Genomic DNA, 24,503 nt, shown 5'->3' on the forward strand with positions numbered 1-24,503 from the left:
TGAAAAATAGACTAAATAATCGACCGAATCACGCCACCATCTACCCGCAAAGCTGCGCCATTAGTAGCTGAAGCGAGAGGACTGGCTAAGTAAACAACGATCGCAGCGACTTCTTCACAAGTTGCAAAGCGTTTGAGTAGAGAAGTAGGACGCAGAGTCCGGAAAAATTCTGCCTCGGCTTCGCTAGGAGTAACGCCTCGTTCTTGCGCTATCTGAGTGATAAATTCTTCAACACCTTCTGAGCGAGTCGGCCCTGGTAATACAGAGTTCACCGTTACGCCAGTACCAACACTTATTTCTGCTAATCCTCTGGCGATCGCTAGCTGAGATGTCTTTGTCATGCCATAGTGAATCATTTCTACAGGAATCTGCACCGCAGACTCACTGGAAATAAAAATTATTCGCCCCCAATTCTGCTCCTGCATCTTTTGCAGATATTGCCGACTTAAACGAACACCACTGAGTACGTTAACTTCAAATATGTTCAACCAGTCTTCGTCAGTAATATCAAAAAATCCTTTTGGCTCGTAAATGCCGAGATTGTTGACCAAAATATCGACGTGAGGAACTTCCGCAAATAGTTGCTTGATTCCCTCTTGTGTCCCTAAATCCGCAACTACACCCGAAACTTTTGCTTCTGGATGACTGTGCTGAATTTTAGCGATCGCTTCTGTCACTCGTGCGGCAGATCGCCCATTGACTATGACTGATGCACCTTCTTGTACCAACGCTTGCGCAATGGCTAAACCAATACCTGCGGTTGAACCACTCACCAGCGCGGATTTACCTTGTAATTTCAAGTCCATTTTATTCTCCTGAGAAAGAAGGCAGGAGGCAGAGAAGGGAGTGTGGGGAGACAAGGTGAGACCAGCACTGCGGGAGGGGAGCGAGAGCCAGTGCGTTGCGGTGAATCCAGCCCTGAAGGCGGGTTTCCCGCCGTAGGGGACTGGTGAACCCGGAGGGAGGTTCCCTCCGTTGTAGCAACTGGCGTCGGGTTTCCCGGCTTGTACTCCTGCGGAGGTAGCAAGTGGCGTTTTCCCTCCGCAGGCGACTGGCGTTAGCGACGTTCGCGAAGCGTCTCCCCTTGGGAGAAGGAGCGTCACCCGAAGGGGAAAAATAACCAATGACAAATGACCAATGACTATTGACCCTTTACCCTTGACTTCAAGAAACAAAGATTCCCCTCATTCAAGTCTTATAATTAGCCCACTCTAGGCGGTTAACTTTCAGAAATATGCTGTGATAAAGTCTTAGCTAAAGTGGTTTTGGGCACGGCACCCACGACCGTATCGACTTGTCGGCCCCCTTTAAATACCATTAGCGTGGGAATACTCCGAATACCATAGTGACTGGCGACAGTGGGATTTTGATCTGTGTTCAGTTTTACCACTTTTACCTGGCCATCGTATTCGGTAGCAACCTCATCGACAACCGGAGCCACCATTCTGCAAGGGCCACACCAAGGTGCCCAAAAGTCTACTAAGACAGGAACGTGGCTTTCAAGGACTTCTTGCTTAAATGTGGCTTCGGTGACATTTGTAACGGATGACATAATCGTCCTCCTGATTTAATTCTATTATTCGATAATATCGAATAAGTAAAATATACGCCATTTTATGAGATAGTGCAACTATGAGATTCTTGTATCATCCAGATCGAAAAGATATATCTTTAGCGGGAGTGTTATACGCCTTAGGCGACCCAGTAAGGCTAGAGATTGTGCGGCTTTTAGCAACTCAGGGAGAACAGTGCTGTGCTGGATTTGATTTTGCGATCGCCAAATCAACAATGTCAAATCACTTTAAGATTTTACGAGAGGCGGGGGTAGTATTGACTCATAAAGAAGGAACACAGCACATCAATAGATTGCGGCGCGAAGATTTAGAGGTGCTGTTTCCGGGCTTGTTGGATGCTGTTTTACAATCGGCTCAACCATTAAATATCTGCGCTTCGGCTGATCAACAAACAGCCTCACAAGTTTAGCGTGAAAATAAGGCAGAGGAGCCAGTGCGTTGCGGGGGTTCCCACGGCAGTTCCTTCAAGTCGGCAAAGCCGCCCAACGGACTGCCTCCCCGTTGTAGCAACTGGCGTGGCAGGAGGCAGAAGGACAAAGGAGTGTGGGGAGTGTGGGAGAGAGTGGGGAGAAATAATTAATGACAAATGACTAATGACAACTCTCGCCAGTATTTTCTTTGTCCCGACCTAGTCAAGATTAAGCAATTTGAGGTGGTCGAAAGTGATAGATATCGCGAATCACTTGCACCCAACCGTCGGAGACAGATTCGAGAATGCGATCGCCTTTTTCTTTCGTTGCTGTTGTCGCATCACCAATGACTCCACTTTGACTGATATCTCGCGTTACCCAAGCCACAGGTAGTTGACCTTCCCAACTCAGCAAACTACTTTGTGATTGTTCTGGCGGATACTCAGCCAAAGCTTTATCCAGTTTCACCTGCTCTGGTAAAAGTGCCAACATTAAACTAGTTTCAGCATCTCCAGCGTGCATACCTAACTTTGCTTCCTTCGGAGTTAGCAACTCTTTCGTAATATTAGGCACACGCCATGTGAACAAAGGAAACACCGAAAAATCGCCATACTTAACGTGTAAATCCCGCGCTGCTAATTGCATAACTTGGGGCTGTCCGCCGTGGGAGTTCATCAACACTAATTTTCTAAATCCGGCTCGGTAAATACTATCTCCCACCTCCATAATTATTGCCGTGAGTGTTTCCGTACTCAGGGTAATAGTGCCAGGAAAGTGCCAGTGTTCGTTAGATTTACCATAGTTAATACTGGGCAAAGCGTAGGCAGGAATACTAGAGTCCAGTTTTGCCAAGGCTTTTCCCAATACCCCAACACCGATCGCAGCATCAACAATTAGCGGTAGATGGGGACCATGTTGTTCAATTGCTCCCACTGGTTGGATGATTACCACATTTTCTTTATCTGGCATCGTCTGGATGTCAGTCCAACTGAGGTAGGGAAAAAAGCGTTCTGGGGGTATGAAGCTATGCATTTGAATAATATCGCGCCATTTTTATATTATCGGGATGGGCGACTGGAATAGAGCAGGGGGGCAAGCGGAAAATTTCCTTCTGCCACGGCAGTTGCTTTATGCCGACGGCAGTCCGCACAACGGGGGGAACCCCCGCAAGCGGCTGCCTTGGAAACCCGTCCACCGCACTGCCTCCTCTGCCATCTGCCTCTACCTTATTTTCTTAGAGAAAGGTTTTAAGATTTTCTAAAATTGTTATCTACTATACCGATTATTAATAGGACAGGTGATATTGTTTAGTTGTGTGTGAGGAGCAAGTTAAAACGAAAAGCACCTGGGGTGGAAACACGGCAACACTCCCGGGTGTTTTTTGTTTCATATACTAAAATAATTTCTTTCACTAAAAATAGGCAAGGCGATCGCTAAATGGCTGAAATTAGGGCGGAGATGCGGTCAACTCCCGAATTACATTTAGAAATTCGTGCAAGACAGGTGATGAATCTTCTTGTCGCCAAACGACTACAATCTCTCGCGAGAGATTTACGCCTTTGATGGATCTGTACACAACACCTGTGCGCTGAAGATTTTGGACATTGCTGGGTAGAAGTGCGACTCCTACACCACCAGCAACAAGGCTGAGAACGGTAATCACCCAAGTTGCTTCTTGAACTACCTTGGGGAAAAAACCAGCCTGCTGACAAAGGTTAATAATTTCAGTGTAGGAAGGAACGATTTCTGGCGAAGGTAAGACAAAAGGTTCATCAGCCATTGCTTCGAGAGGAATTTCTGCTTGGTTAGTAAGAGGGTGTGTTGTTGGTAATGCAATCACTAACGACTCGCGCACAATTGGTAGATAGCTCAAGTTAGCATCCTGTTGATGGGAATGGGGTAAGCGGTCAAATCCCAGATCGATACGACGATTGTGCAGTTCTTGAATCTGCTCGGAAGCTGTGAGTTCGCGCAAAACTAGTTTTACATTAGGAAAGCGATCGCGAAATGTTCGCAGCATCTCAGGTAGAAGGCTGTTAGCAATAGAACTATTAGTACCCACTACCAATTGTCCAATCTCGCCGCGACTAGCTCGTTGTGTTTGCACAATTGCGTGTTCAAGTTGAGCTAAAACTAACCGTGCTTCTTCTAAAAATACTTGTCCCGCAGATGTGAGTTGCAGCGGACGCTTTTTGCGATCGAGCAGTTTCGCGCCAATTTCGACTTCGAGGGCGCTAATCTGCTGACTGAGGGGAGGTTGGGCTATATGCAAGCGTTGGGCTGCGTAGCTAAAATTTTTTTCTTCAGCCACAGCAATAAAGTACCGCAAATGTCTAAGTTCCATTGCTTACTATGACTACTATATTTTTTATATATAGTGTACTCGTTAAAAAAGTATCTTCAATATAGTTGCTTTCCCTTATAGTGACAGATAAAGACTGTTGATCAAGATTTATCACAGCAACGTCTAAGCTTATCGGGGTAATCACTATAACTATGAGCAAAATCAAGCGTGTTGTGATTGTCGGTGGAACCCACGGAAATGAACTGACAGGAATTTATCTAGTCAAAAAATTTGAGCGATCGCCTCATTTGATTCAGCGCTCAAGTTTTGAAAGTCTGACACTGATTGCAAATCCTAAAGCGTATGCGATCGCTAAACGGTATGTTGATACTGACTTAAATCGCTGTTTTCTCCGTCAAGATTTAGACAATCCTAATTTGTCTAGTTATGAAGCGCAAAGAGCAAAGATAATTTATCAAACCTTTGGCTCTCAAGGTAGCCAGCAAGCAGATTTTGTGATTGATTTACACACTTCTACAGCCAATATGGGGCTGTCTATCATTTTAGGTAATGAGAATTTATTAAATATTCAATTAGCAGCTTATCTCACCTCACTAAATCCAAGAGTCAAAGTCCTTTATTCAACAAGTAAAAATCAAGACAGACCTCATCTAGATTCAATTTGTGAATTTAGCTGTACCTTAGAAGTTGGTGCAGTTGCTCAAGGTGTTCTAGATGCTGCTTTATTTCAAGAAACTGAAGAAATTATTCACGCAATTTTAGATTATTTAGAAGCTTATAACCTGGGAAATCTACCGACTGGAAAAGATACCCTCGATGTTTATCACAGTATTCAAACAATCGATTATCCCAGAAATGAGTTAGGAGAAATTCAAGCAATGATTCATCCTCAACTGCAATTTAGGGACTATCAACCGCTTCATTCAGGAGAGCCAATTTTTTTAACTTTTGAAGGTAAGGAAATTGTCTATCAAGGCGACTCAACTGTGTATCCAGTTTTTATTAACGAAGCCGCCTATTATGAAAAGGGTATTGCAATGTGCATTACCCACCTAACCCATAAAAATATTACTAATTCGTAATTAATAGCCTTCTTGTAAAAATTTGAATTAAGAATAAGAATAAAAAAATACAGATAAACACAGATAAATATCGGTGTTTATCTGTGTTCATCTGTGGTTCGATATTCAAAAAATCGACTCATGCAAGAAGTCTAACGGACAGAGAAACTCAACTTAATCCCTGTTTCAAGAAAGCGCATTCATGCGTAGAGTAACAATTACGAATTATGTTGACTTATTTTCTGACTAACTCTTCACAAATGTCCACTCCAGTACTTTGCGGGGAGCTTCTTGGAGTGCTTTAGACAGTTCAGCGCTGCTTTTAAATTTCAACTGGGATAAATCGCAGGCTTCTATATTGACTGTAAATTTCTCATTCTCAAAAGGCCAAGGTTTGACAGTAATTAAGGAATCGCTACGCTGCATAATGTCATACCGTTCATCTTCAGGGCCTTTGCTAATTTCTAACCATCGCTCATCAGCAGGTAATTCTTGTTGACAGAGAATTAAAGACAGGCGATCGCACCATTGCATAAATGCATAAGCAGCTTCTACGTCTGTCTTTTCAATACCCAATTCCTTTCGCCAAAGTTCTTGGTTCTCCAATTGCTCATCTAAAAATTTGTCTAATTCTGGAATCTCGCCGCGTTTTGACTCGTGTAACCGACTCATGTGCTTAGAAATTAATAAAGCTACCCACCGTCCCCGATAAAGCGCATTCTTCACTAGTTTGGCAATTTTCTCTACATCGGTATCTTGATTTAGGGTAAAGTCCATTGGCGCACCAGCGTCAGTTAAAATATCCTCTTCCCATTCTTTCTCTAAATCATCATGATGGGAAATTGCAGCAAGTGTTTCATATAACCTGGCTGGAGCATTTTTGCGTCGCCACTGTCCCGCTAATTGAGCTGCTAGCAAAGCATGTGCACGGTGATAAATAATTTCCCAACCATTTTGTGTAGCATTGACAATCACCTGTTATTTCTCCATCATCTAAACTCTAATTTTTGCCTGAAAAATGAGCCAGAGAAGATACTTCTAACTGGCTCATCTTATTGTCCTACCTTAGTTAATTAGGAATGTTTTTGCAGCGGATCGGCAATATATTTGAATGTTGGTTCAGAATTCCAAGGACCGCGCTCATCATGACCATTACCATTTGTAGATAGGTTGTAGTAGAGAGCAACAGTTTCGTCAGGCTGAATATTACCAAATAGTGGATCGGTCAATTTACCCAGAGAATCTAGTGCTTTCATAAACATCTGGGTATGAGAGATTTCTCTAGTTAACAGATGCACCAAAGTCTTCTTAGTTCCATCATCTGTTGCTAACTTAATCAACTCTTCGTAAGTCTGACGAGCACCAGCTTCAGCAGCAATATTAGCTCTCAGATCGCGCACTACATCTCCACCCTCATTCAAGTAATTTGCAGTCCAAGCGTTACCCTGACTATCTAGAAAATGAGGACCCACTCCTCGGATCGCAAACAGAGTGCTTTTAAAAGCTTCTGTTTGATCCACATTTTTGGTATGAGCTTCGATGAGTTTACCCACCATTTCTAAATGGCTAAATTCCTCGATAGCTATGTCTTGCAGCATATCTTTAATGCCAGCATTTTCGACATGGAAAGATTGCACCCAGTATTGTAGAGCAGCCGAAAGTTCTCCTGTTGCTCCACCAAACTGTTCTAGGAGTAACTGAGCAAAACGAGGATTTGCATCGCTAACGTTTACTGCATGAATCGGTTCTTTTTTGTGAAAAAACATGTCGTTTGTTATTCCTGAAGCAATGATGTGGTCAGTGGATCGAATGGTAATCTTTACGACCTACCAGTTTTGGGTAAAACTGGTAGTTCCAAAAAATTACTTAGTACAGCGTGACGTAAATAAAGCCTTGTAGAGTAAACGTCTTTTGACTTCCGCCCCGCAGTACTTGTTTGCTCCTCTACTTTTGACCTGCCATTTAAATTAGACCCTACTGCTTCTGCTTAACAGTCCCCACAGGTAAATAGCAATAATTGCACCAATTACAGCTATAAATAAACCTGGGAGGCTGAAACCAGCACCAGCGGCAGTTAATTGTAGAGTTCCTGTTTGTAAAAGTGTGTACAGACTTCCACCAATGAAAGCACCGACAATACCTAAAACCATTGTTGATAGAATTCCGCCACCCTGATAACCTGGATAAATTGCTTTCGCGATCGCACCAGCTAAAAGTCCTAAAACAACCCAAGCAATAATGTTCATAAAATCCTCAGAAATCTTATCTGGTTTGTACTTAATTTATCTATAAAAACTCTAAATTGTTTCTATCGGTTGAGATAAATGTTACAACCAGAAGATAGAGAAGAATTTTTACTATGTTTTTGGGATTTTAGGGTTCAATTATTAGCGTTTCTTAACTTAAAAATATGTGACAATGTTTTTGTAATAGTAGTGGTTTATGCTTTCTTGCTAAATGCTAAGAAACAATTAGGGTGTTTATTTCTATCTTGAGGAGGAAACAATCTATCTACCTTTTTATAGATGTATTAGTAAAAATAAATACTTTTAGATATAAATATTGTTTATGTAGCTGCATAAATAATTTAATTAATCTGTCTTAGCAGTGATGTAATTGAATCTCAAAAATATAAATACAGAGGTACTAGACAACTGATTGAAGGTTCTAGTTTTTTGCAGATGAAGATAACCATAAGTCTTAACTGAACCTGAATACTTCCTCAAATCTTGAGTAACAAAAAGGAGGGTTATTCTGTTGCAATAAAGACGATAACACTCAAGTGCAGAATCCCTATTGATTACTCAACATCAATCAGGAGTCCAAGTGAGTAGACGTGAAAACTACAGTTCAATTGAGCAGTTAGTATCACCTGAAAAAGCAGCACCTCAGCAATCGCTAACATTACCGGACGCTGTGGCGCTGATTATAGGAATTGTAATCGGGGCAGGGATTTTTCAAACCCCTGCTTTAGTGGCGAATTATGCAGGTAGTGAGCTTGCTGTCCTGCTTTTCTGGTTAATTGGTGGTGCAGTATCTCTGGTAGGAGCATTATGCTATGCAGAGTTAGCAACAACTTATCCTCATGTTGGAGGTGCCTACTATTACCTGAAACGTGCTTTTGGGCGGGAAGTCGCCTTTTTATTTGCCTGGGCACGGATGACAGTGATTCAAACGGGTTCGATTGCACTTTTGGCATTTGTCTTTGGTGACTATGCTTCTCAGATATGGAGGTTAGGTACATTTTCACCATCTATTTATGCAGCAGTAGCGATCGCACTTTTGACTGCTTTAAATATTGTTGGTTTGCAACAAGGTAAGTGGACGCAAAATTTGCTGAGTGCTGCTAAAGTCCTGGGTTTGTTGTTGGTGGTAATTCTTGGATTGGCTGCCACACCTAATACTAGTACGCTTGTAGAATCTGCATCATCGGGTACTTGGGGGCTGGCACTGGTGTTTGTTCTATTGTCCTACGGTGGATGGAACGAAGCAGCCTACATTTCCGCAGAAATCCAAAATAGACAACGCAATATTCTGCGCTCGCTTCTGATCAGTATTGGCGCGATCGCCGTTATTTACTTGCTAATCAATTGGGCTTACCTGCGGGGGTTGGGATTAGCAAACATGGCTAAATCAGAAGCCGTGGCCGCAGATTTAATGCGATCGCTTTGGGGTGAACCAGGGGTCTTTTTTGTAAGTCTACTGATTGCAATTTCTACTCTAGGGGCAACCAACGCCACAATTTTTACCGGGGCGCGTACTAATTACGCTATGGGTCAGGATTTTTCGCTGTTTAGTTTTATGGGACGTTGGCAACAACGACCTAGCACTCCTACCTATGCATTACTTTTGCAAGGAGCGATCGCCCTCGCGTTGGTTGTCTTGGGTACGCTTACGCGCAAAGGCTTTGAAACAATGGTGGATTACACCGCCCCAGTATTTTGGTTTTTCTTCTTGCTTTCAGGCGTATCGCTAATCGTGTTGCGAAAGCGCGAACCTCACATAACGCGATCGTTTCGCGTACCTTTTTATCCTTTTACACCCTTACTCTTTTGCGCAGTCTGCGGCTATCTGCTTTACTCCAGCTTGGTTTATACAGGCATAGGAGCAGTTGTCGGTGTTGTGGTTGTGGTAGCAGGTATACCACTACTGCTATGGAATAGCTACCGCCAAGGTAGAGCCTAAATAATCCAACATTCCAAATACCAAAATGATACAGGAGGACAGTGATGAATTTCTCAAAAATCCTGCTTTTACTAGCTACAGGGGTTAGTGTTGTCAGCTTCGGGATTACTGGATGCACAACTCAACAGCAAGACTCGGAAGCAGGAACACAACAGCCTGTTGTGACTGTTCAGCAAACCGATATACCAACTCCTATAACCACAACTCAACCTCAAGAACGTCCTGGTGATGTTCCCTATGTACCAACACCACAACCAGTAGTGGATGCAATGCTAAAAGTGGCAAAAGTGGGCAAGAATGATGTGCTTTACGACCTTGGCAGTGGTGATGGGCGAATTGTGATTACGGCTGCTCAAAAATATGGTACGCGAGGTGTAGGTATAGATATCAACCCAGAACGTATCGAAGAAGCTAATCAAAATGCCAAAAAAGCAGGAGTCAGCGATCGCGTCAAGTTTGTGCAGCAAGATTTGTTCAACACTAATTTGAGTGAAGCCACAGTAGTCACACTCTATTTGCTACCTGATATTAACCTCAAACTTCGCCCGAAGCTATTTAAGGAACTTAAACCCGGAACTCGGATTGTTTCCCACGCTTTTGATATGGGTGATTGGAAACCACAACAAACATTACGTGTTGATGGCAAAACCGTCTATTACTGGGTAATTCCTGACAAGATACCCTCGAATTTACAATAAGGTTTTGAACTTTAATTAACATCGCTGCTTCGTAGGTGGGCAATGCCCACCTACTAAAACTACCCAAAATTGCGTTGTCATAAATACTTTTATATCAACCACAGATGCACAGAGATTAATACCAATTCCAGTAAAAAATGAGACAGATGCGTAGGTTGGGGAGCCACTCACGTGGGCGGGTTTCCCGACTTGAGTGAAGTGGCGTTTGAACTGAGTGAAACCCAACAATTAAAAGACTTTGGAATGTTGGGTTTCGTTCCTCAACCCAACCTACTAGTGCGTCAGCCTTAAAACTTTGGGTTCAAAAAATCTATAAAATCCACAATTAAACTATTTTTATGATTACTCAACCCAACAAATTCAGCTTGCAGTGCTACTACATCTACATCATATTTTTTGTGAAATGGTATAACACCGATAAATATACAGCAGAATTCAGAAGTAAAATAGGCTTTTTACCTGTGTTTGAGGCTTAGAAATTGGACTTCATCAAGCTGAAATCCGCTGTAAGTATTTATCTGCATTTATTACAGATTTTTTCTGATTTATATTGCCCGTGAGAATTGTTTTTCTCTAGTTCTAATGCGACCATCAAAGATAACAGCAATATTTCTCACTAGCAATCTGCCAATGTCTGTAATTACAATGTGGTTTTGTGATAAGCTGACCAGTCCATCGGCTTCTAGAGGCTGTAACATCTCTAGTTCGTGTGAGAAGTACTCATCAAAACAGATGTGATATTTATCTGCAATGTCTTGCTTATGCAATTGAAAGTGAGACATGATGCTCATGATTGCATCTCGTCTGATAATGTCATCTTGAGTTAGTTTAATACCCTTACTCAGAGGCAAAGCACCCTTAGTAATTGCCTGATAATAATCCTTTAATTGCTTGTGGTTTTGAAAATAAGCATCTTCTAGCATACTGATAGATGTGGCACCAAAACCAAAAAGTTCTGTTTCAGCGTGGGTGGTGTAGCCTTGAAAATTGCGCTTCAGAGTGCCATTCCTTTGGGCGATCGCCAGTTCATCATTAGATTTAGCAAAATGATCCATACCAATGAAGATATACTCATTACTTGTCAGTTCTTCAATGGTCATTTTCAGAATTTCTAACTTTTCCTGCGGTAAGGGTAAGGCATCTTCAGGAATATTTTTTTGTGCAGCTTTAATCCACGGGATATAAGCAAAGTTAAAAACAACAATCCGGTCTGGATCTAATTCAATTGTCTTTTTCACCGTTTCCCGAAAAGTTTGCCGGGTTTGATAAGGTAGACCATAAATTAGGTCTACATTCACACTTTCAAATTTGGCTTCTTTGATCCAACTCATTACATCAAATAGCATTTCTTCTGGTTGGACACGATTCACTGCTACTTGAACTTGGCGATTAAAATCCTGAATGCCAAAACTAATGCGATTAAACCCAATCTTTCTTAAGAATAAAATGTAGTTCCTATCCACATAGCGGGGATTAATCTCAATTGAGATTTCTGCTTGTGGATCGATGGTGAAGTTTTGAGTAATGTTTTTCCACAAGAATTCTACTTGATCGCGCTCTAAGTAGTTAGGGGTACCGCCACCCCAATGGATTTGGAGTACTTTGCGGTCTGAATCGATTAACGCTGCGGTCTGCTGAATATCTTTAACCAAGTTTTCTAAGTAAGGTTTGGCAATATTTTTGTTGTTGGAAATTACTGTATTGCAGCCGCAAAAGTAACAAGCACTCTGACAAAAAGGAATATGGAAATACAAAGACAGAGGAGTTTTTCTTTGATTCGAGGCGGCGATCGCAGTTTGGAAATCACTTGTAGTAAATGCTTCGCTTAACTCAGTAGCAGGTGGGTAACTGGTGTATCTGGGTGCAGGAGCATCATACTTTTGGATCATCTCCAGATCAAACTTGACACCAGGTAAGAGAAAAACCATCAAAACCTCCGAATACCGCCTAGCGATTAGTTGTATGGCCAGCCACAGACTCAGAATGTCTGTTAATTCACAGTCAAAAGCAAAGTTAAAGAATTGTTATTCTGGGGTTAGACAGGATTTGCATCACTCGATCCAGCAAATACCACTGCCGATGCCATCGCTGCCATTTTTATTTCTCCCAAAATTATTTAACTATTTATATTTGTATAACTATAAAGCTATTAATATTTCTTTATTTTCGTCTGTGTGTGGAGGCACATTTTGGTTATGGGGCATGGGGCATTTGTCATTTCTTTGCGCCGCCCCTGTCCTCCTACGGTGTACACACAATTCTTAAAATCACACCTAAAGCTTGGTTTCGTCGTCTAGCTTTAGGCTGTTGGATCGTTCCGGAGGCCCGTCATTGCGAGGAGGAACGACGTTGGCGGAGCCTTCCCGTAGGGTAGCAATCGCAAAAACTACGGGATTATGCGATTACTTCGCTCCGCTCGTAATGACAATTTAAAGGGTCTATAAGCCTTGAAACTCTTGCAGACAAAACTTGTGTGTACACCGTAGCCTGTCCTCTCATTCTCCTTGTCTCTCTTGCCTCATCTCCCTAATCCCTAGTCCTTTGCAGAATTTAACTTTTTTGAACAATATTTTATGCTTATATAACTATTGGAAGATTAAATGATAAAAGGATTTTCATGGTGAAGTCTCTTGAAACCCCAGAGCCTGAGATATTGAAGCCAGGTGTGAAAGCGCCTGTGCAGGAAACATTATTAACACCCCGGTTTTATACCACTGACTTCGAGGCGATGGAGAAGTTAGATATTTCAGCCAATGAGACTGAGCTACTGGCAATTGTCCAGGAGTTACGGGCTGATTATAACCGTCATCACTTTGTGCGCGATGAGGAATTCAAGCAGTGCTGGGATCGCATTGATGGCGAAACCCGCCGTTCGTTTATCGACTTTTTAGAACGCTCCTGCACTTCTGAGTTTTCTGGGTTTTTGTTGTTTAAAGAATTATCGCGCCGCCTTAAAGAAAAGAACCCGATTTTGGCAGAAGCTTTTCAGTTAATGGCAAGAGATGAAGCACGCCATGCGGGTTTTCTCAATAAATCAATGGCAGATTTTAATCTTTCCTTAGATTTAAGCTATCTCACCAAAAATCGTACTTATACCTTTTTCCCGCCAGAGTGGATTATTTACACAGTCTACCTATCGGAGAAAATTGGTTACTGGCGCTATATCTTGATGTATCGCCATTTGCAGCAAAATCCTCAATACCAAATCTATCCTCTGTTTCGTAAATTTGAGAGTTGGTGCCAGGATGAAAATCGACATGGAGATTTCTTTAAAGCACTGCTCAGGTCGCAACCGCAATTATGGGATAACTGGAAAGCGCGGTTGTGGGTACGTTTCTTCTTGCTGACGGTGTTTGTTACCCATACAATTACAGTATTTGAACGTGCCAGCTTTTATGAATCTATTGGCATTCATCCGCGCCAATATAATAACAGAGTCATTCAAGAGACAAACAACACCGCCGCCAGAGCATTCCCTATCATCTTGAATACTAATCACCCTGAATTTTTCTGGCGGTTAGAGCAGTGTTACGAAAATAATCAGAAATTGGCAAAGATTAATCAAAGCGATCGCCCTAAGTTTCTCAAGTTCTGCCTGAAATTACCAGCTATCATCTCAATTATCTGGCATATGTTGCGGATTTACCTCGTCAAACCCATTAATGCCGAATTATCACGAGAAACAGTTCTTTGAAAAAGGAAAACGTAGACGCGTAGCGTCTTCCTACAGGGTAATGCAAAGAACGCAAAGTAGATGAAGAGATACAGAGCTTTATTGCGTAAACCCCAAATAGCGAAAGAAAAAGAACCACAGATGAACACAGATAAACACCGATAATTTATCTATGTTCATCGGTGTTTATCTGTGGTTCTATATCCAAATTTAACAACTGCTTATCCAACAGTCTGAGCTACTACCTTGTCAGCAAAGCTTTGAGTACCTTGCATATACTCCTCCAAAGTGAACGAATCTACCTGAATCGCATCATTACGAGCAAACTCTGCCTCGCAAATTAGCTCAACATCTTTCTCGCTAATCACTCCCGCTTTGAGGGCTGCTGAAATTAACTCATCTGGTTTTAGCTGTGGTAGTTTCCCTGTATGGCTAGCATTTTTGATGGTTTTGAGTAATGGTTCAGCTTGGGATAACAACGTGAAAGCTTTTTCCAAACGTCCCAATGCTTCATCGCTACTGCTAGGAATATGAATACCTGCGGTGAGGCGATCGCGTATTTGTCCAGGAGTTTGTAATCTATGGGCAACTGCGCTACCAAGTTTATCAGTAGGTAGGGAACCAATTGGATTGAGTCGCCACCACCAAGCAAAAAAGTTACCTAAAACTGGCACAGGCAAGTTTTCGAGAATCCCCTCAAAAGCTGACTGCATCTGAGCAAAAGCATATTGCATTGTCCAGTGAACAAAAGGTAGGTCTTCCGATTTTCGTCCTTCGGCTTCAAATCGTCGTAGGGTTGCAGTTGCTAAATACATCCAAGTGAGAATATCCGCAAACCTTCCTGTCAGTTTCTCCCGTCGCTTCAATGTTCCCCCAAAGGAGAACATAGCAATATCAGTCAGTAAGGCAAAGGTAGCAGATGCCCACTCTAGTTTGCGGTAATATTTAGCTGTCGCACCTGGGACTGGAGAAGCAGCCAAGTAACCACGAGTAAGATTAAGAATTACAGATCGGAAAGTATTACGCACCGTCAACCCTAGATGATGCCAGAAGGCTCGATCGAAAGCAGTCACATCTGATTGATTTAGGGCTGTAATTTCGTCATAAACATAAGGATGACAGCGAATCGCTCCTTGCCCAAAAATCATCAAGGTGCGGGTGAGAATGTTTGCACCTTCGACGGTAATTGAAATTGGAGTGGCTGTATAAATATTTGCCAATAAATTTCTGGGACCGCGACAAATTCCTGCACCGCCCATAATATCCATGCCGTCGTTGATGATTTTGCGGGAGATTTCTGTCAAACTGTATTTGGCGATCGCAGAAACTACCGCAGGCTGTTCTCCCTTATCTACTGCACCGCAGGTATAAGTTCTAGCTGCTTCCATTAAGTATGTCAGACCACCAATCCTTGCCAGAGGTTCTTCTACACCTTCAAAGCGCCCAATCGATAAACCAAATTGTTGCCGTACCACAGCATGAGCACTGGTAACTCTGGCTACTAACTTGGCTACTCCGGTACAGCTAGCTGGGAAGCTAATTCCCCGACCTGCGGCTAGACTTTGCATCAGCATTTTCCAGCCATTACCAGCTTGTTCCACACCGCCGATAATTTGGTCTACAGAAATGACAACGTTATGTCCTTCAGTGGGGGAATTGTAGAAAGGCACACCCATTGGATCGTGGCGTCTACCCATGATGACGCCTGGTGTATCTGTAGGAATTAAAACGCAAGTAATGCCAACTTCTTGACCTTTGCCTAAGTAATTCTCTGGATCGCGTAATTTGAAAGCTAGCCCTAAAAGAGTGGCGATCGCAGCTAAGGTAATATAGCGTTTCTTCCAATTCAACCGCAGATAAAGCTTGCCATCCTCGCCTCTAAATACTGTTCCTTCAGATTTGATACTGGCTGCATCTGACCCAGCAGTCGGTTCTGTCAGAGCAAAACAAGGAATTTCTTCACCCTTGGCGAGGCGGGGTAGGTAATAATTTTTCTGTTCCTGTGTACCGTAGCGGAGTAATAATTTTGCGGGGCCTAATGAGTTCGTCACTCCCACAGTAGCGACGTGGGTAAAAGAACGAGATGCTAATTTAGTCATCACGTTGCTATAAGCGAAGTTAGAAAATCCCAAACCGCCATACTCTTGAGGAATCATCATCCCTAAAAAGCGTTCTTGTTTGAGATAGTCCCAAACTTCTGGCGGTAAATCCTTGCGACGGTAAATTTCCCAATCACTCACCAGGCGACAAACTTGTTCTACTGGCCCATCGAGAAACGCTTGCAGTTCTGGTGTGACTAGAGGATATGGTTCTTGATTAATTCTTTGAAAGTTTGGTTTACCTGAGAAGAATTCGCCATCTACCCAAACATTGCCGGCTTCAATGGCTGCGCGTTCGGTATCAGAGATTTTTGGTAATAAATTAAAAGCTTTGATGGCTTTAATTAAGGGTGATGTGAGGATATTTTGCCGCAGAATTGGGATATTTAAGATGAGGGCGATCGCGCTAAAAATTCCCCAAATCCAAATAGGCGCATGAACAGATACTAGTAATGCGGCGAAATACAGCGACCAAACCCACAATGGAACGCCGATGTAACCGAGTAATAGTGATAAAAAAATTAGTGTGGGAATAACTATGGTTGGTTGGAGAAGGTTCATTAGTGTTACCCCAAATTAGATAAGTCTCACGCAAAGGCGCAGAGGCGCAAAGAAGAACGCAAGAGTTTTGAAGGCAAAGTTTGAAAGATCGCTATTCATTCCTTCTGCCCTCTGCCTCCTGCCCTCTGCCCTAAAGCATCAAATTCTCAAACACAGCCGCTGCACCCATTCCACCGCCTACACACATCGTCACCAAACCATAACGGACACTACGCCGTTTCATTTCGTGGAAGAGGGTAGCTGTGAGTTTCGCACCTGTACAACCGAGAGGATGGCCAAGGGCGATCGCACCACCGTTAACATTGACAATTTCTTCGTTGAGTCCGAGTTTACGAATGACAGCCAAGCTTTGAGCTGCAAAGGCTTCGTTGAGTTCGATTAACCCAATATCGTTTAAGGTCAAACCAACTTGTTTTAAGACTTTTGGTATTGCTTCCACCGGGCCAATACCCATGACTTCCGGGGCGACACCTGCAACCGCATAGCCTAACATCTTACCTAGAGGACGGACATCAAGCATATGCATCATGCGATCGCTCATCACCACTGTTGCAGCTGCACCGTCTGACATTTGGGATGAGTTACCTGCTGTGACACCACCACCCATCCGAAATACAGGCTGTAATTTCATCAACGCTTCCATACTGGTATCAGCACGTGGGCCTTCATCCGCCGTCATGACCTTTTCTATCGGTCGCGGAGTGCCATCAACATAAAGGACTTCTTGCACTGTTAGTGGTACAGTTTCTTCTGTAAACCGACCTTGCCGAATAGCAGTTAAAGCTTTTTGATGAGAACGTAGCGCAAAAGCATCCTGTTCTTGACGAGAGATTTCGTATTGCTGCATGACGTTTTCGGCTGTCATGCCCATCGTGCAATAAGCTTTGGGCGTATCTATCATCATGCCTGGATTGGGAGCCAAATAATGTCCGCCCATCGGAATCAAACTCATAGATTCCGCACCACCCGCAACAATTACTTCCGCGTGTCCTGCCATAATTGCTTGGGTTGCCATTGCGATCGTTTGCAGCCCGGAAGCGCAGAAGCGGTTCACAGTTTGACCTGCGACAGAATCAGGTAAACCTGCACGCTGGGCAATTAACCGCCCAATATTAAATCCCTGTTCTGCTTCTGGAAAAGCACAACCCATAATTACATCATCAATGTAAACAGGTTCTAAATCTTTGACTTTCTCAATTGCTGCTTTAACTACAACTGCACCCATATCATCAGGACGCATATTATGTAGCGTACCTCGTGGTGCTTTTCCTACAGGTGTGCGAACGCTACTCACTATATAGGCTTCTTTCATAAATAACTCCCACCTATTGATAAATAAAGCAAAAGAGAGATTTAACAAATTACTTCTTTCTTTTCTTTCTTCGTGTTCTTTGCGCCTTCGTGGTTCGTTAACAAGATTCAGAACGAACCGCGAAGAACGCAAAGGGCACAAAGGTAAGAGGGATTAAAAGGGTTTGTGCGTTAGTTTCTGAGAGGTTTTTTTGTCTTTAACGTATGCGCAAACCGTTCTTGGGTTTTTGGTTGCTGTAATAGTGGTAAAAAGGACTCTCTTTCTAATTTCGATAAGTACTCTTCATCAACTAAAGCAGGCGCAGTCAGTTCCCCTCCAGTCATGACATAGGCCAAGCGGCTAGCTAAATAATGGTCATATTCGGAAATAAAACCACCCTGCTGCATAACATACGCCGCGTGTTCTAACATCGCCCGCGCCGGACGACCTAGTACCATGATGGCGTTACGTTCTGGTGGTGGCATATAACCTATGCTGTCTAGACACAGCACTTCCTCTTTCGCCACAGACAAAATTCGGTCGGCATTCATCACAATCTTGGTTGTGGGTGAAAGGAAGCCCAATTCTTGTCCTTCGTAGGCGCTACTAGAAACCTTCGCCATACCAACCGTTTCAAACACTTTCCTGAGGAAGGGTAGAATATCTTGTGGTGATTCGCTTGCGGCTTTGTCAGCTGCCCAGGTGACCATTCGCATAATGCCGCCAGCCCCAGGAATCAACCCAACGCTAAGTTCTACCAGTCCGATGTAAGTTTCTGCGGCGGCTACTACATGGGGACAAGCTAAGACTAATTCACAACCTCCACCTAACACCCGCCCAACAATTGCGGCGACAATTGGTTTGGGGAAATATTTTAGTCGTTGCAATAATGCTTGGAATTTGACGATTAAATCAGCAATACCTCTACCGTTATCTGTCTGTGCCAACATGGCCATTTCTGCCAAATTCGCACCACCAGAGAAGTTAGCACTTTCGTTACCAATGACCAATCCCCGGTAATCGCTGTTCTCGATAATATCTAATACCGCAGCTAATCCTTCTACGACTTTTAAAGTCAGGGTATGACCTTTGGAATGAAACTCATATAAAACAACTCCATCGCCTATGTCTAAGAAAGAAGCTTCTGAGTTTTGCCACAAGATATTTTTGGCATCAGCTTTGATAACTGGTATGAGAATTTCATCGGTTGGGGCTTTTGGTTGTTCGCTAATACAAACAGCGCAAGCATCAACTACTTTTTGTTCAGCCCAAGATAGTCTGTCTTTTTGATAGAAACTATGCACGCCATTATCATGCATCTTTTCTACCCACTCTGGCACAGATATATCAGCAGCTTTCATATCTGCTAAGACAGTTTCAAAGCCGAGGGTATCCCAAATTTCAAAGGGGCCGAGTTCCCAAGCGAAACCCCAACGGATTGCCCGGTCAATATCTGCGGGTTTATCGGCAATTTCTGGAATGCGACGGGCGCTGTAACCCAGAATTTCTAAGGTTGATTTGCGGAAGAAGGCACCTGCACGACCAGGATCGTGGTAAAGTTTGCGTAGGCGATCGCCTAAATCAGAAATCTTACCAATCGCTTCAATATCCCCTAAATCTATTGGTTTCGCTGTTTCATAAGCTAGTGTCGTGGGATTGATCGAAAGAATTTCTTTACCTTGTTTCTTATAAAATCCTTGACCTGTTTTTGCTCCTAAAGTCCCAGTTTCTACGAGTTTCTTCATTAACGGAGGCACTCGCAAAACTTCGCGGCTTTCATCGTGGGGAATAGCCGGGTAAAGGTTGCGTGCCACATACATCAATGTATCTAGCCCAACCACATCAGCAGTGCGAAATGTAGCTGATTTCGGTCGTCCTGCGATTACTCCTGTTAAAGTATCAATTTCTTCAATTGTGTAACCTTGTTCAGTCACACCCTTGATTCCCAGCATGGTTGCATACATACCAATGCGGTTAGCAATAAAGTTTGGTGTGTCTTTGGCTACTACTACGCCTTTACCGAGGTGCATTCTGCCAAACCATTGCATTCTTTCCAGAATTTGCAGGTCAGTATCAGGTGTAGGAATTAACTCTAATAATTTTAGATAGCGTGGCGGATTAAAAAAGTGAGTACCTAAAAACCGCTTCCGAAAAGACTCAGAACGCCCTTGAGCAATTTCATTGATTGGTAAGCCACTAGTATTAGTAGATACTACCGCATCATCACGAATTGTACTTTCTATCCGCGCCATCAAATCTTGTTTAACAGCGAGATTTTCTACTACAACTTCGATTACCCAATCAACATTATTAATACGGTGAAAATGTTCGTCAAAATTGCCCAGAATGATGCGACGAGCTGTTTTTTCTGTAAATAAAATTGGTGGAGATTGCTTCAGCGCTTTTTTAAATGCTGTTTCCACTACATCATTTTTATTGTCGCCTTTAGCCGCAATATCCAATAATTGAACTGTGAGTCCCGCATTGGCTAGATGTGCGGCGATTTGAGTTCCCATCACCCCCGCACCTAAAACTGCGGCTGTTCGGAACGGCTTAAACATACATCACCCTTCCTTCTTCGATTTTGGATTTTGGATTTTGGATTAAATAATCTACCTCTTGCATGATGAAATTTATCGAACCGCCAAGCCGCCAAGAGTGCCAAGAGAAGAAAGAATCAATGAATTTTATTGGCGGTTAATTTTTTCGCCTTTTACAAGAAGTCTAATTGTTATGAATTGAGAGACTGAGCAAATGCAGGACATGAAAATGTCGGATTAGCAGGACATAATTCATCTATTTTTCCTATATTTACATCTCCATGTCTTTGCATCCTCTTTTCTTCATACATTGAATTAATTTCTTGAGCAAACACTTCTAAAATTTTTGCTCGATTTACCTCCTGAGTTGGTGTTAGCAGTCCATTTTCTATAGTGAGTGTGGCATTAATTAGCTGGAATCTTTTTACAGTTGACCAATGAGGTAAGTGACAATTTGCTTCATCGATTAATGCTTGATATAAAGCGATAATGCAAGGATGTTTAAGCAAATCTTCGATAGGTAAATCAATTCCGATTGATAAAGCCTGCTGATGCAAGTTTTCTAAATTAGGAAAAATCAGCATGGCGCAGAATTTACATTCCGAACCGACAGTAACAGCGTGCGCTACCAGAGGAGATTTTTTTAGCTTGCTTTCTATTGGTTGGGATGTTACATACTTACCAGTGGAAAGTTTAAAGCGGCTTTTCTTTAAACCAGTAATCTTGAGAAAACACTCAGAAGTAAATTCTCCTAAATCGCCTGTATGTAACCAACCTTGAGCATCAATTAGTTGCTGGGTAGATTCCAGGTTTTTGTAATAGCCTTGAGTAATGTAAGGACTTCTTGTGAGGATTTCCCCATCTTCGGCGATCGCAATTTCTACGCCAGCAATTGGTACGCCTACAGTTCCTGCACGGTTGAATTGACTACGATTACACGCTACCGCTGAACTGGTTTCGGTTAAACCATAGCCTTGCAGAATTTTTATTCCCGCCGCCGCAAATAAATTCACAATTTCTGCTTTTAAACCCGCACCTCCGCTAAGTAGGTATTTTATATTGCCACCAAAAACAGAACGCCATTGCGAAAATATCAATCTATCTGCCAACTTCAACATCAAAGCATCTTGACGTTGTGGTGTGATTCCCAATTCATATTTTTGGGCTATTTTTATTGCCCAATTCATCATTGATTGAGATAGAGGAAGATAGAATTGTCGCAGTGAAACAGCAAGCAGTTCGGTGGATGGCTTTCTTCCAAAAGAAACTGCGGTACTGCGGGAGGGAAACCACTGCTTTACGAGAGTTCTCCCTGTTGTAGACACCTGAATAGAGGCTTCTCGCAGGGTATCAAGTGGCGTTTTTCCCGACCACATAGCTGGGAACTTGAAGGGTAAGATGGTGATGCGACGACGCGGTAAATTTACCCTGATCTCGTTTTCTTTTTTGCTGCGTGTCTTATTTTTATCTCCTTCTTCTATAAACTTGCTATAAACTTTTTCTAATAGCAAAGGAACGGTAGCAAATATTGTTGGTTTGACTTCTTTGAGATGTTTTAATACCCGATTAGAATTGCTGAAATAAATGCTGTGACCATAGTTAATGTGACCGTAGACAAAGACACGAGCCAAAACATGGGTTAATGGTAGAAATGAAAGAACTACCTCCTGTGCTCCAAATGCCAAATCAGGGATGCCGGTAAACATGGCTAATGCATTCGCAGAGAGATTTTCGTGGGTGAGCATTACCCCTTGAGGTTCTCCTGTAATGCCGGGAATGTAAATGATAGTTGCCAAGTCATCAGCTATTATTTTGGAATTAAGTTCGTGTATACTAGCTTCCGAATTCTTAATCTGTCCCTGAACGCGAATTTCCTCCAATGAAAAGACTTGAATACATTGGGGAATATCTCTAACTGATTGCGCTGATGAGTGTAAGGTTGGTAGCAACAAACAAAGATTATCAGGAATTATTTGAATATCGCTATTTAGCGTTTTTTCATATTCCGTACTTTGTTGACAGGTTAATTGTTGTCGCTGTTGATGCCAATCAATAGGAACATCAGCAACTATTACTGTCTTGAGATGAGTTGCATTTTCCAGGTAAGGAATAATTTGAGAAAGCAACTCTAAATTAGAAATAAACAGCGCCTTCGCTTCTGTGTGCTGCAAAATGAAGATAATGTGTTCAATTGTTTGGGTTAAATCAATTGGCACATTTACCAAACCTGCGAGTAAGGAACCCATGTCAGCAATACAAAAGTTGATATCGCTGTGCATGAGTAACGCAATCCGATCGCCTGCTTTCATTTGCAAGCCCAGCAAACCCAACGCTAATTCTGCCGTAGCCGTGCGCAATTCGTGATTAGATAAAGGTTGCCAGCCTGTTTCTGTAAACTGGTTTAAGGCGCGGGGGTTGGGAAAGCGATCGCACGCTTCATCTAATAAGGAAGGCAAAGTACGCCCTAAGACTACTTCTCCTGAGTTGGGAGGCGCTCTATAAGTCTTATTGGTAGATAACATTTTATCTAAGAAGAGTTTCTTACTCTTCCCCTCGTTATCAGTTATCGGTCATCAGTTATCAGATGTTCGCTATTCACTGATAAGTAATATAGGTATTAGAAAAAATTTTTCCTAATTACCAAATTTTTTATTCAGAATAAAAATGCTCTAAGTCTCTGTTGAATAATTATTTCTCTTCAGATACTTGAGCGCAGCTTCATGCCAGACCAGGTAATGCCTAAGATGCCGACTTCTGATACCTTAATCCTGACACCTGCCAAATTTCTCCTTCCAAATAGGTATCTCTTAAAGACAGAATTAGTGTTGCTTTAAGTCTTAGGAGTATTCCCTACCTAATGACTTAAACTAAGCTCTTCTGTACTAATAATAATGTAGTTCATGCTGGGGATCAACGACAACGTTTGTATCTTTTTCGCAAAGAAAGCCATCAATGAGTAATAGTTTCAGTCTGTAAGGTAGGTATTTTTATCAAACACCTTGATGGTTGATTGTCTATATCTCCATCCAAATGCTTTTCTAGCCAATGCTCTAAATCTACAAGTACTTTTTGGTAATTAATATCAGCGTGAAAGTCGTGATAGTCTCCAGGATACTCATAGCTTTCTTTATCGGGGAAAGTTACCTTTTGGAAAAACGCCACGCTGCCTTCTGGCGGTGTGATTTTATCGCCACTGCTATACATAATTAACAAAGGGACTTGTAACTCGCAAGCATGAGTAGTAACCCATTTTTCAGTAGCGAAAAATTCGGCGGCCAGTCGCGCACTGCCATACTCGTGCCGTAATGGGTCTTGGGTAGCAATGAGATTCGGTCCGCGTAAATTTGTGCCTTTATCAAGACCTACTTTCAGGCTAAAGTTTGGCCAAACTTGTGAAAGCATTCGCCCCAAAGCCACTTTCAGCAACGGCAGGTTAACTTTTCCTAAAGCAGGTGCTGTGAGGATTACTCCCTGCAAGCTTTGGGGAAAGCGCAAGGCATAATCTACAACGATCGCGGCTCCCAAACTGTGACCCCACAAAAAATATGCACAGCCAGGGCCTCGTTCTTGAATGCGCGTCAAGAAGGTGTGTAAATCTTCTCGCAACTCTGCCCAGGAATTAATATGTCCCCGTTGTCCGGGCGATCGCCCATGTCCTCGCAAGTCAAAAGCGTAGATAGCATAACCCAAAGGTAGTAAATGCTGCGCAGCATCCATAAATAATCCGCTATGCGCTCCAAACCCGTGTACTACGGCGATAACTGCCCGTAATTCACCCTCTGGCTGCCAGCTTTGGTAATAAAGTTCAAGCCCCCCTGCTCCGGTGAAGGTGCCTTCGATGTGTGTCATTGCTGTACCTACCAAATGCGTTTTTCTAGAATTTATGTCTCAAGACGCAATTGGAGATTGTTGTGTTTAGTTTCTGTGATTAGTAACTGTAATTATGTAGTGAGCACTCAATTGCTAACTACAAACTCTGACAACTAATCCACTATTACCTAGTTAAAACTTGGCCCTGAGTAGATATAATCTTGCCCGCTTTGTCGCTACTTTACGGCGTTTGCCGATATTATCAGGCTTTGATTTAACGTAAGTAAAAATGCTGG

Annotated in this window: 19 protein-coding genes; 5 read left to right on the plus strand and 14 right to left on the minus strand. The window is 42.6% G+C overall.

All coding sequences use genetic code 11. The features are described 5' to 3' along the window. Window positions 1-11 precede the first annotated feature (11 nt). Both BV375_RS02200 and trxA read right to left on the minus strand, forming a co-directional pair. Window positions 12-806, minus strand: a complete 795-nt coding sequence (locus BV375_RS02200; protein ID WP_086756786.1) for an SDR family oxidoreductase — start codon at window positions 804-806, stop codon at window positions 12-14. 413 nt (window positions 807-1,219) lie between these two features. After that, entirely contained in the window at window positions 1,220-1,552 is a 333-nt protein-coding gene (gene trxA / locus BV375_RS02205) for a thioredoxin (RefSeq protein WP_086689400.1), read from the minus strand. An 80-nt stretch (window positions 1,553-1,632) separates the two neighbouring features. On the opposite strand from trxA, the gene BV375_RS02210 reads away from it, so the two are divergent. Continuing rightward, the gene (locus tag BV375_RS02210; RefSeq protein WP_086756788.1) at window positions 1,633-1,983 is read left to right on the plus strand and encodes a metalloregulator ArsR/SmtB family transcription factor; all 351 of its coding nucleotides are present in this window, start codon (window positions 1,633-1,635) and stop codon (window positions 1,981-1,983) included. Here the strand turns inward: BV375_RS02210 and BV375_RS38595 are convergent. The 3 genes from BV375_RS38595 to BV375_RS02220 form a co-directional block, all read right to left on the minus strand. Continuing rightward, a complete protein-coding gene (locus BV375_RS38595; protein WP_279432891.1) occupies window positions 1,980-2,111 on the minus strand; it encodes a hypothetical protein in 132 nt (43 codons plus the stop codon). The two genes, BV375_RS02210 and BV375_RS38595, sit on opposite strands and share 4 nt — an antisense overlap. Before the next feature lie 101 nt (window positions 2,112-2,212). Beyond that, window positions 2,213-3,016 (minus strand): creatininase family protein, encoded by an 804-nt coding sequence (locus BV375_RS02215; protein WP_086756789.1) that lies wholly within the window; start codon window positions 3,014-3,016, stop codon window positions 2,213-2,215. A gap of 415 nt (window positions 3,017-3,431) precedes the next feature. After that, a complete protein-coding gene (locus BV375_RS02220; protein WP_086756791.1) occupies window positions 3,432-4,328 on the minus strand; it encodes a LysR family transcriptional regulator in 897 nt (298 codons plus the stop codon). A gap of 152 nt (window positions 4,329-4,480) precedes the next feature. Between BV375_RS02220 and BV375_RS02225 the strand changes: the two genes are divergently transcribed. Then, entirely contained in the window at window positions 4,481-5,371 is an 891-nt protein-coding gene (locus tag BV375_RS02225) for an aspartoacylase (protein WP_086756794.1), read from the plus strand. A 225-nt stretch (window positions 5,372-5,596) separates the two neighbouring features. On the opposite strand, the gene BV375_RS02230 is transcribed toward BV375_RS02225, so the two are convergent. The 3 genes from BV375_RS02230 to BV375_RS02240 all read right to left on the minus strand — a co-directional run bounded on the left by BV375_RS02230 (window position 5,597) and on the right by BV375_RS02240 (window position 7,596). Next, on the minus strand, window positions 5,597-6,325 hold the full coding sequence (locus BV375_RS02230) for a DUF3891 family protein (RefSeq protein ID WP_086756797.1): 729 nt from the start codon (window positions 6,323-6,325) through the stop codon (window positions 5,597-5,599). 98 nt (window positions 6,326-6,423) lie between these two features. After that, window positions 6,424-7,116: a manganese catalase family protein gene (locus BV375_RS02235; RefSeq protein WP_086756800.1), complete on the minus strand. Its 693-nt coding sequence runs from the start codon at window positions 7,114-7,116 to the stop codon at window positions 6,424-6,426. Window positions 7,117-7,317: 201 nt separating this feature from the next. Continuing rightward, window positions 7,318-7,596, minus strand: coding sequence for a GlsB/YeaQ/YmgE family stress response membrane protein (locus BV375_RS02240; protein WP_086756803.1), 279 nt, complete (start codon window positions 7,594-7,596; stop codon window positions 7,318-7,320). A 580-nt stretch (window positions 7,597-8,176) separates the two neighbouring features. Between BV375_RS02240 and BV375_RS02245 the strand changes: the two genes are divergently transcribed. After that, on the plus strand, window positions 8,177-9,535 hold the full coding sequence (locus BV375_RS02245; protein ID WP_086756890.1) for an amino acid permease: 1,359 nt from the start codon (window positions 8,177-8,179) through the stop codon (window positions 9,533-9,535). 44 nt (window positions 9,536-9,579) lie between these two features. Further along, window positions 9,580-10,233, plus strand: coding sequence for a class I SAM-dependent methyltransferase (locus tag BV375_RS02250; protein ID WP_086756806.1), 654 nt, complete (start codon window positions 9,580-9,582; stop codon window positions 10,231-10,233). Between the two features lie 545 nt (window positions 10,234-10,778). Here BV375_RS02250 and hemN read toward each other — a convergent pair. Beyond that, window positions 10,779-12,161: an oxygen-independent coproporphyrinogen III oxidase gene (hemN, locus tag BV375_RS02255; RefSeq protein WP_086756807.1), complete on the minus strand. Its 1,383-nt coding sequence runs from the start codon at window positions 12,159-12,161 to the stop codon at window positions 10,779-10,781. Window positions 12,162-12,850: 689 nt separating this feature from the next. Here hemN and acsF point away from each other — a divergent pair. Further along, window positions 12,851-13,927: a magnesium-protoporphyrin IX monomethyl ester (oxidative) cyclase gene (gene acsF / locus BV375_RS02265; RefSeq protein ID WP_086756813.1), complete on the plus strand. Its 1,077-nt coding sequence runs from the start codon at window positions 12,851-12,853 to the stop codon at window positions 13,925-13,927. 200 nt (window positions 13,928-14,127) lie between these two features. On the opposite strand, the gene BV375_RS02270 is transcribed toward acsF, so the two are convergent. The 5 genes from BV375_RS02270 to BV375_RS02290 all read right to left on the minus strand — a co-directional run bounded on the left by BV375_RS02270 (window position 14,128) and on the right by BV375_RS02290 (window position 24,246). Then, on the minus strand, window positions 14,128-16,566 hold the full coding sequence (locus BV375_RS02270; protein ID WP_208099035.1) for an acyl-CoA dehydrogenase: 2,439 nt from the start codon (window positions 16,564-16,566) through the stop codon (window positions 14,128-14,130). A gap of 130 nt (window positions 16,567-16,696) precedes the next feature. Beyond that, window positions 16,697-17,878, minus strand: a complete 1,182-nt coding sequence (locus tag BV375_RS02275) for an acetyl-CoA C-acyltransferase (RefSeq protein ID WP_086756815.1) — start codon at window positions 17,876-17,878, stop codon at window positions 16,697-16,699. A 170-nt stretch (window positions 17,879-18,048) separates the two neighbouring features. Continuing rightward, window positions 18,049-20,418, minus strand: a complete 2,370-nt coding sequence (locus tag BV375_RS02280) for a 3-hydroxyacyl-CoA dehydrogenase/enoyl-CoA hydratase family protein (RefSeq protein ID WP_086756818.1) — start codon at window positions 20,416-20,418, stop codon at window positions 18,049-18,051. Between the two features lie 170 nt (window positions 20,419-20,588). Beyond that, on the minus strand, window positions 20,589-22,919 hold the full coding sequence (locus BV375_RS02285; RefSeq protein ID WP_086756821.1) for an AMP-binding protein: 2,331 nt from the start codon (window positions 22,917-22,919) through the stop codon (window positions 20,589-20,591). 427 nt (window positions 22,920-23,346) lie between these two features. Further along, window positions 23,347-24,246: an alpha/beta hydrolase gene (locus BV375_RS02290; RefSeq protein ID WP_086756824.1), complete on the minus strand. Its 900-nt coding sequence runs from the start codon at window positions 24,244-24,246 to the stop codon at window positions 23,347-23,349. Window positions 24,247-24,503 lie beyond the last annotated feature (257 nt).

This window comes from Nostoc sp. 106C, assembly GCF_002154725.1.
Classification (GTDB): Bacteria; Cyanobacteriota; Cyanobacteriia; order Cyanobacteriales; family Nostocaceae; genus Aulosira.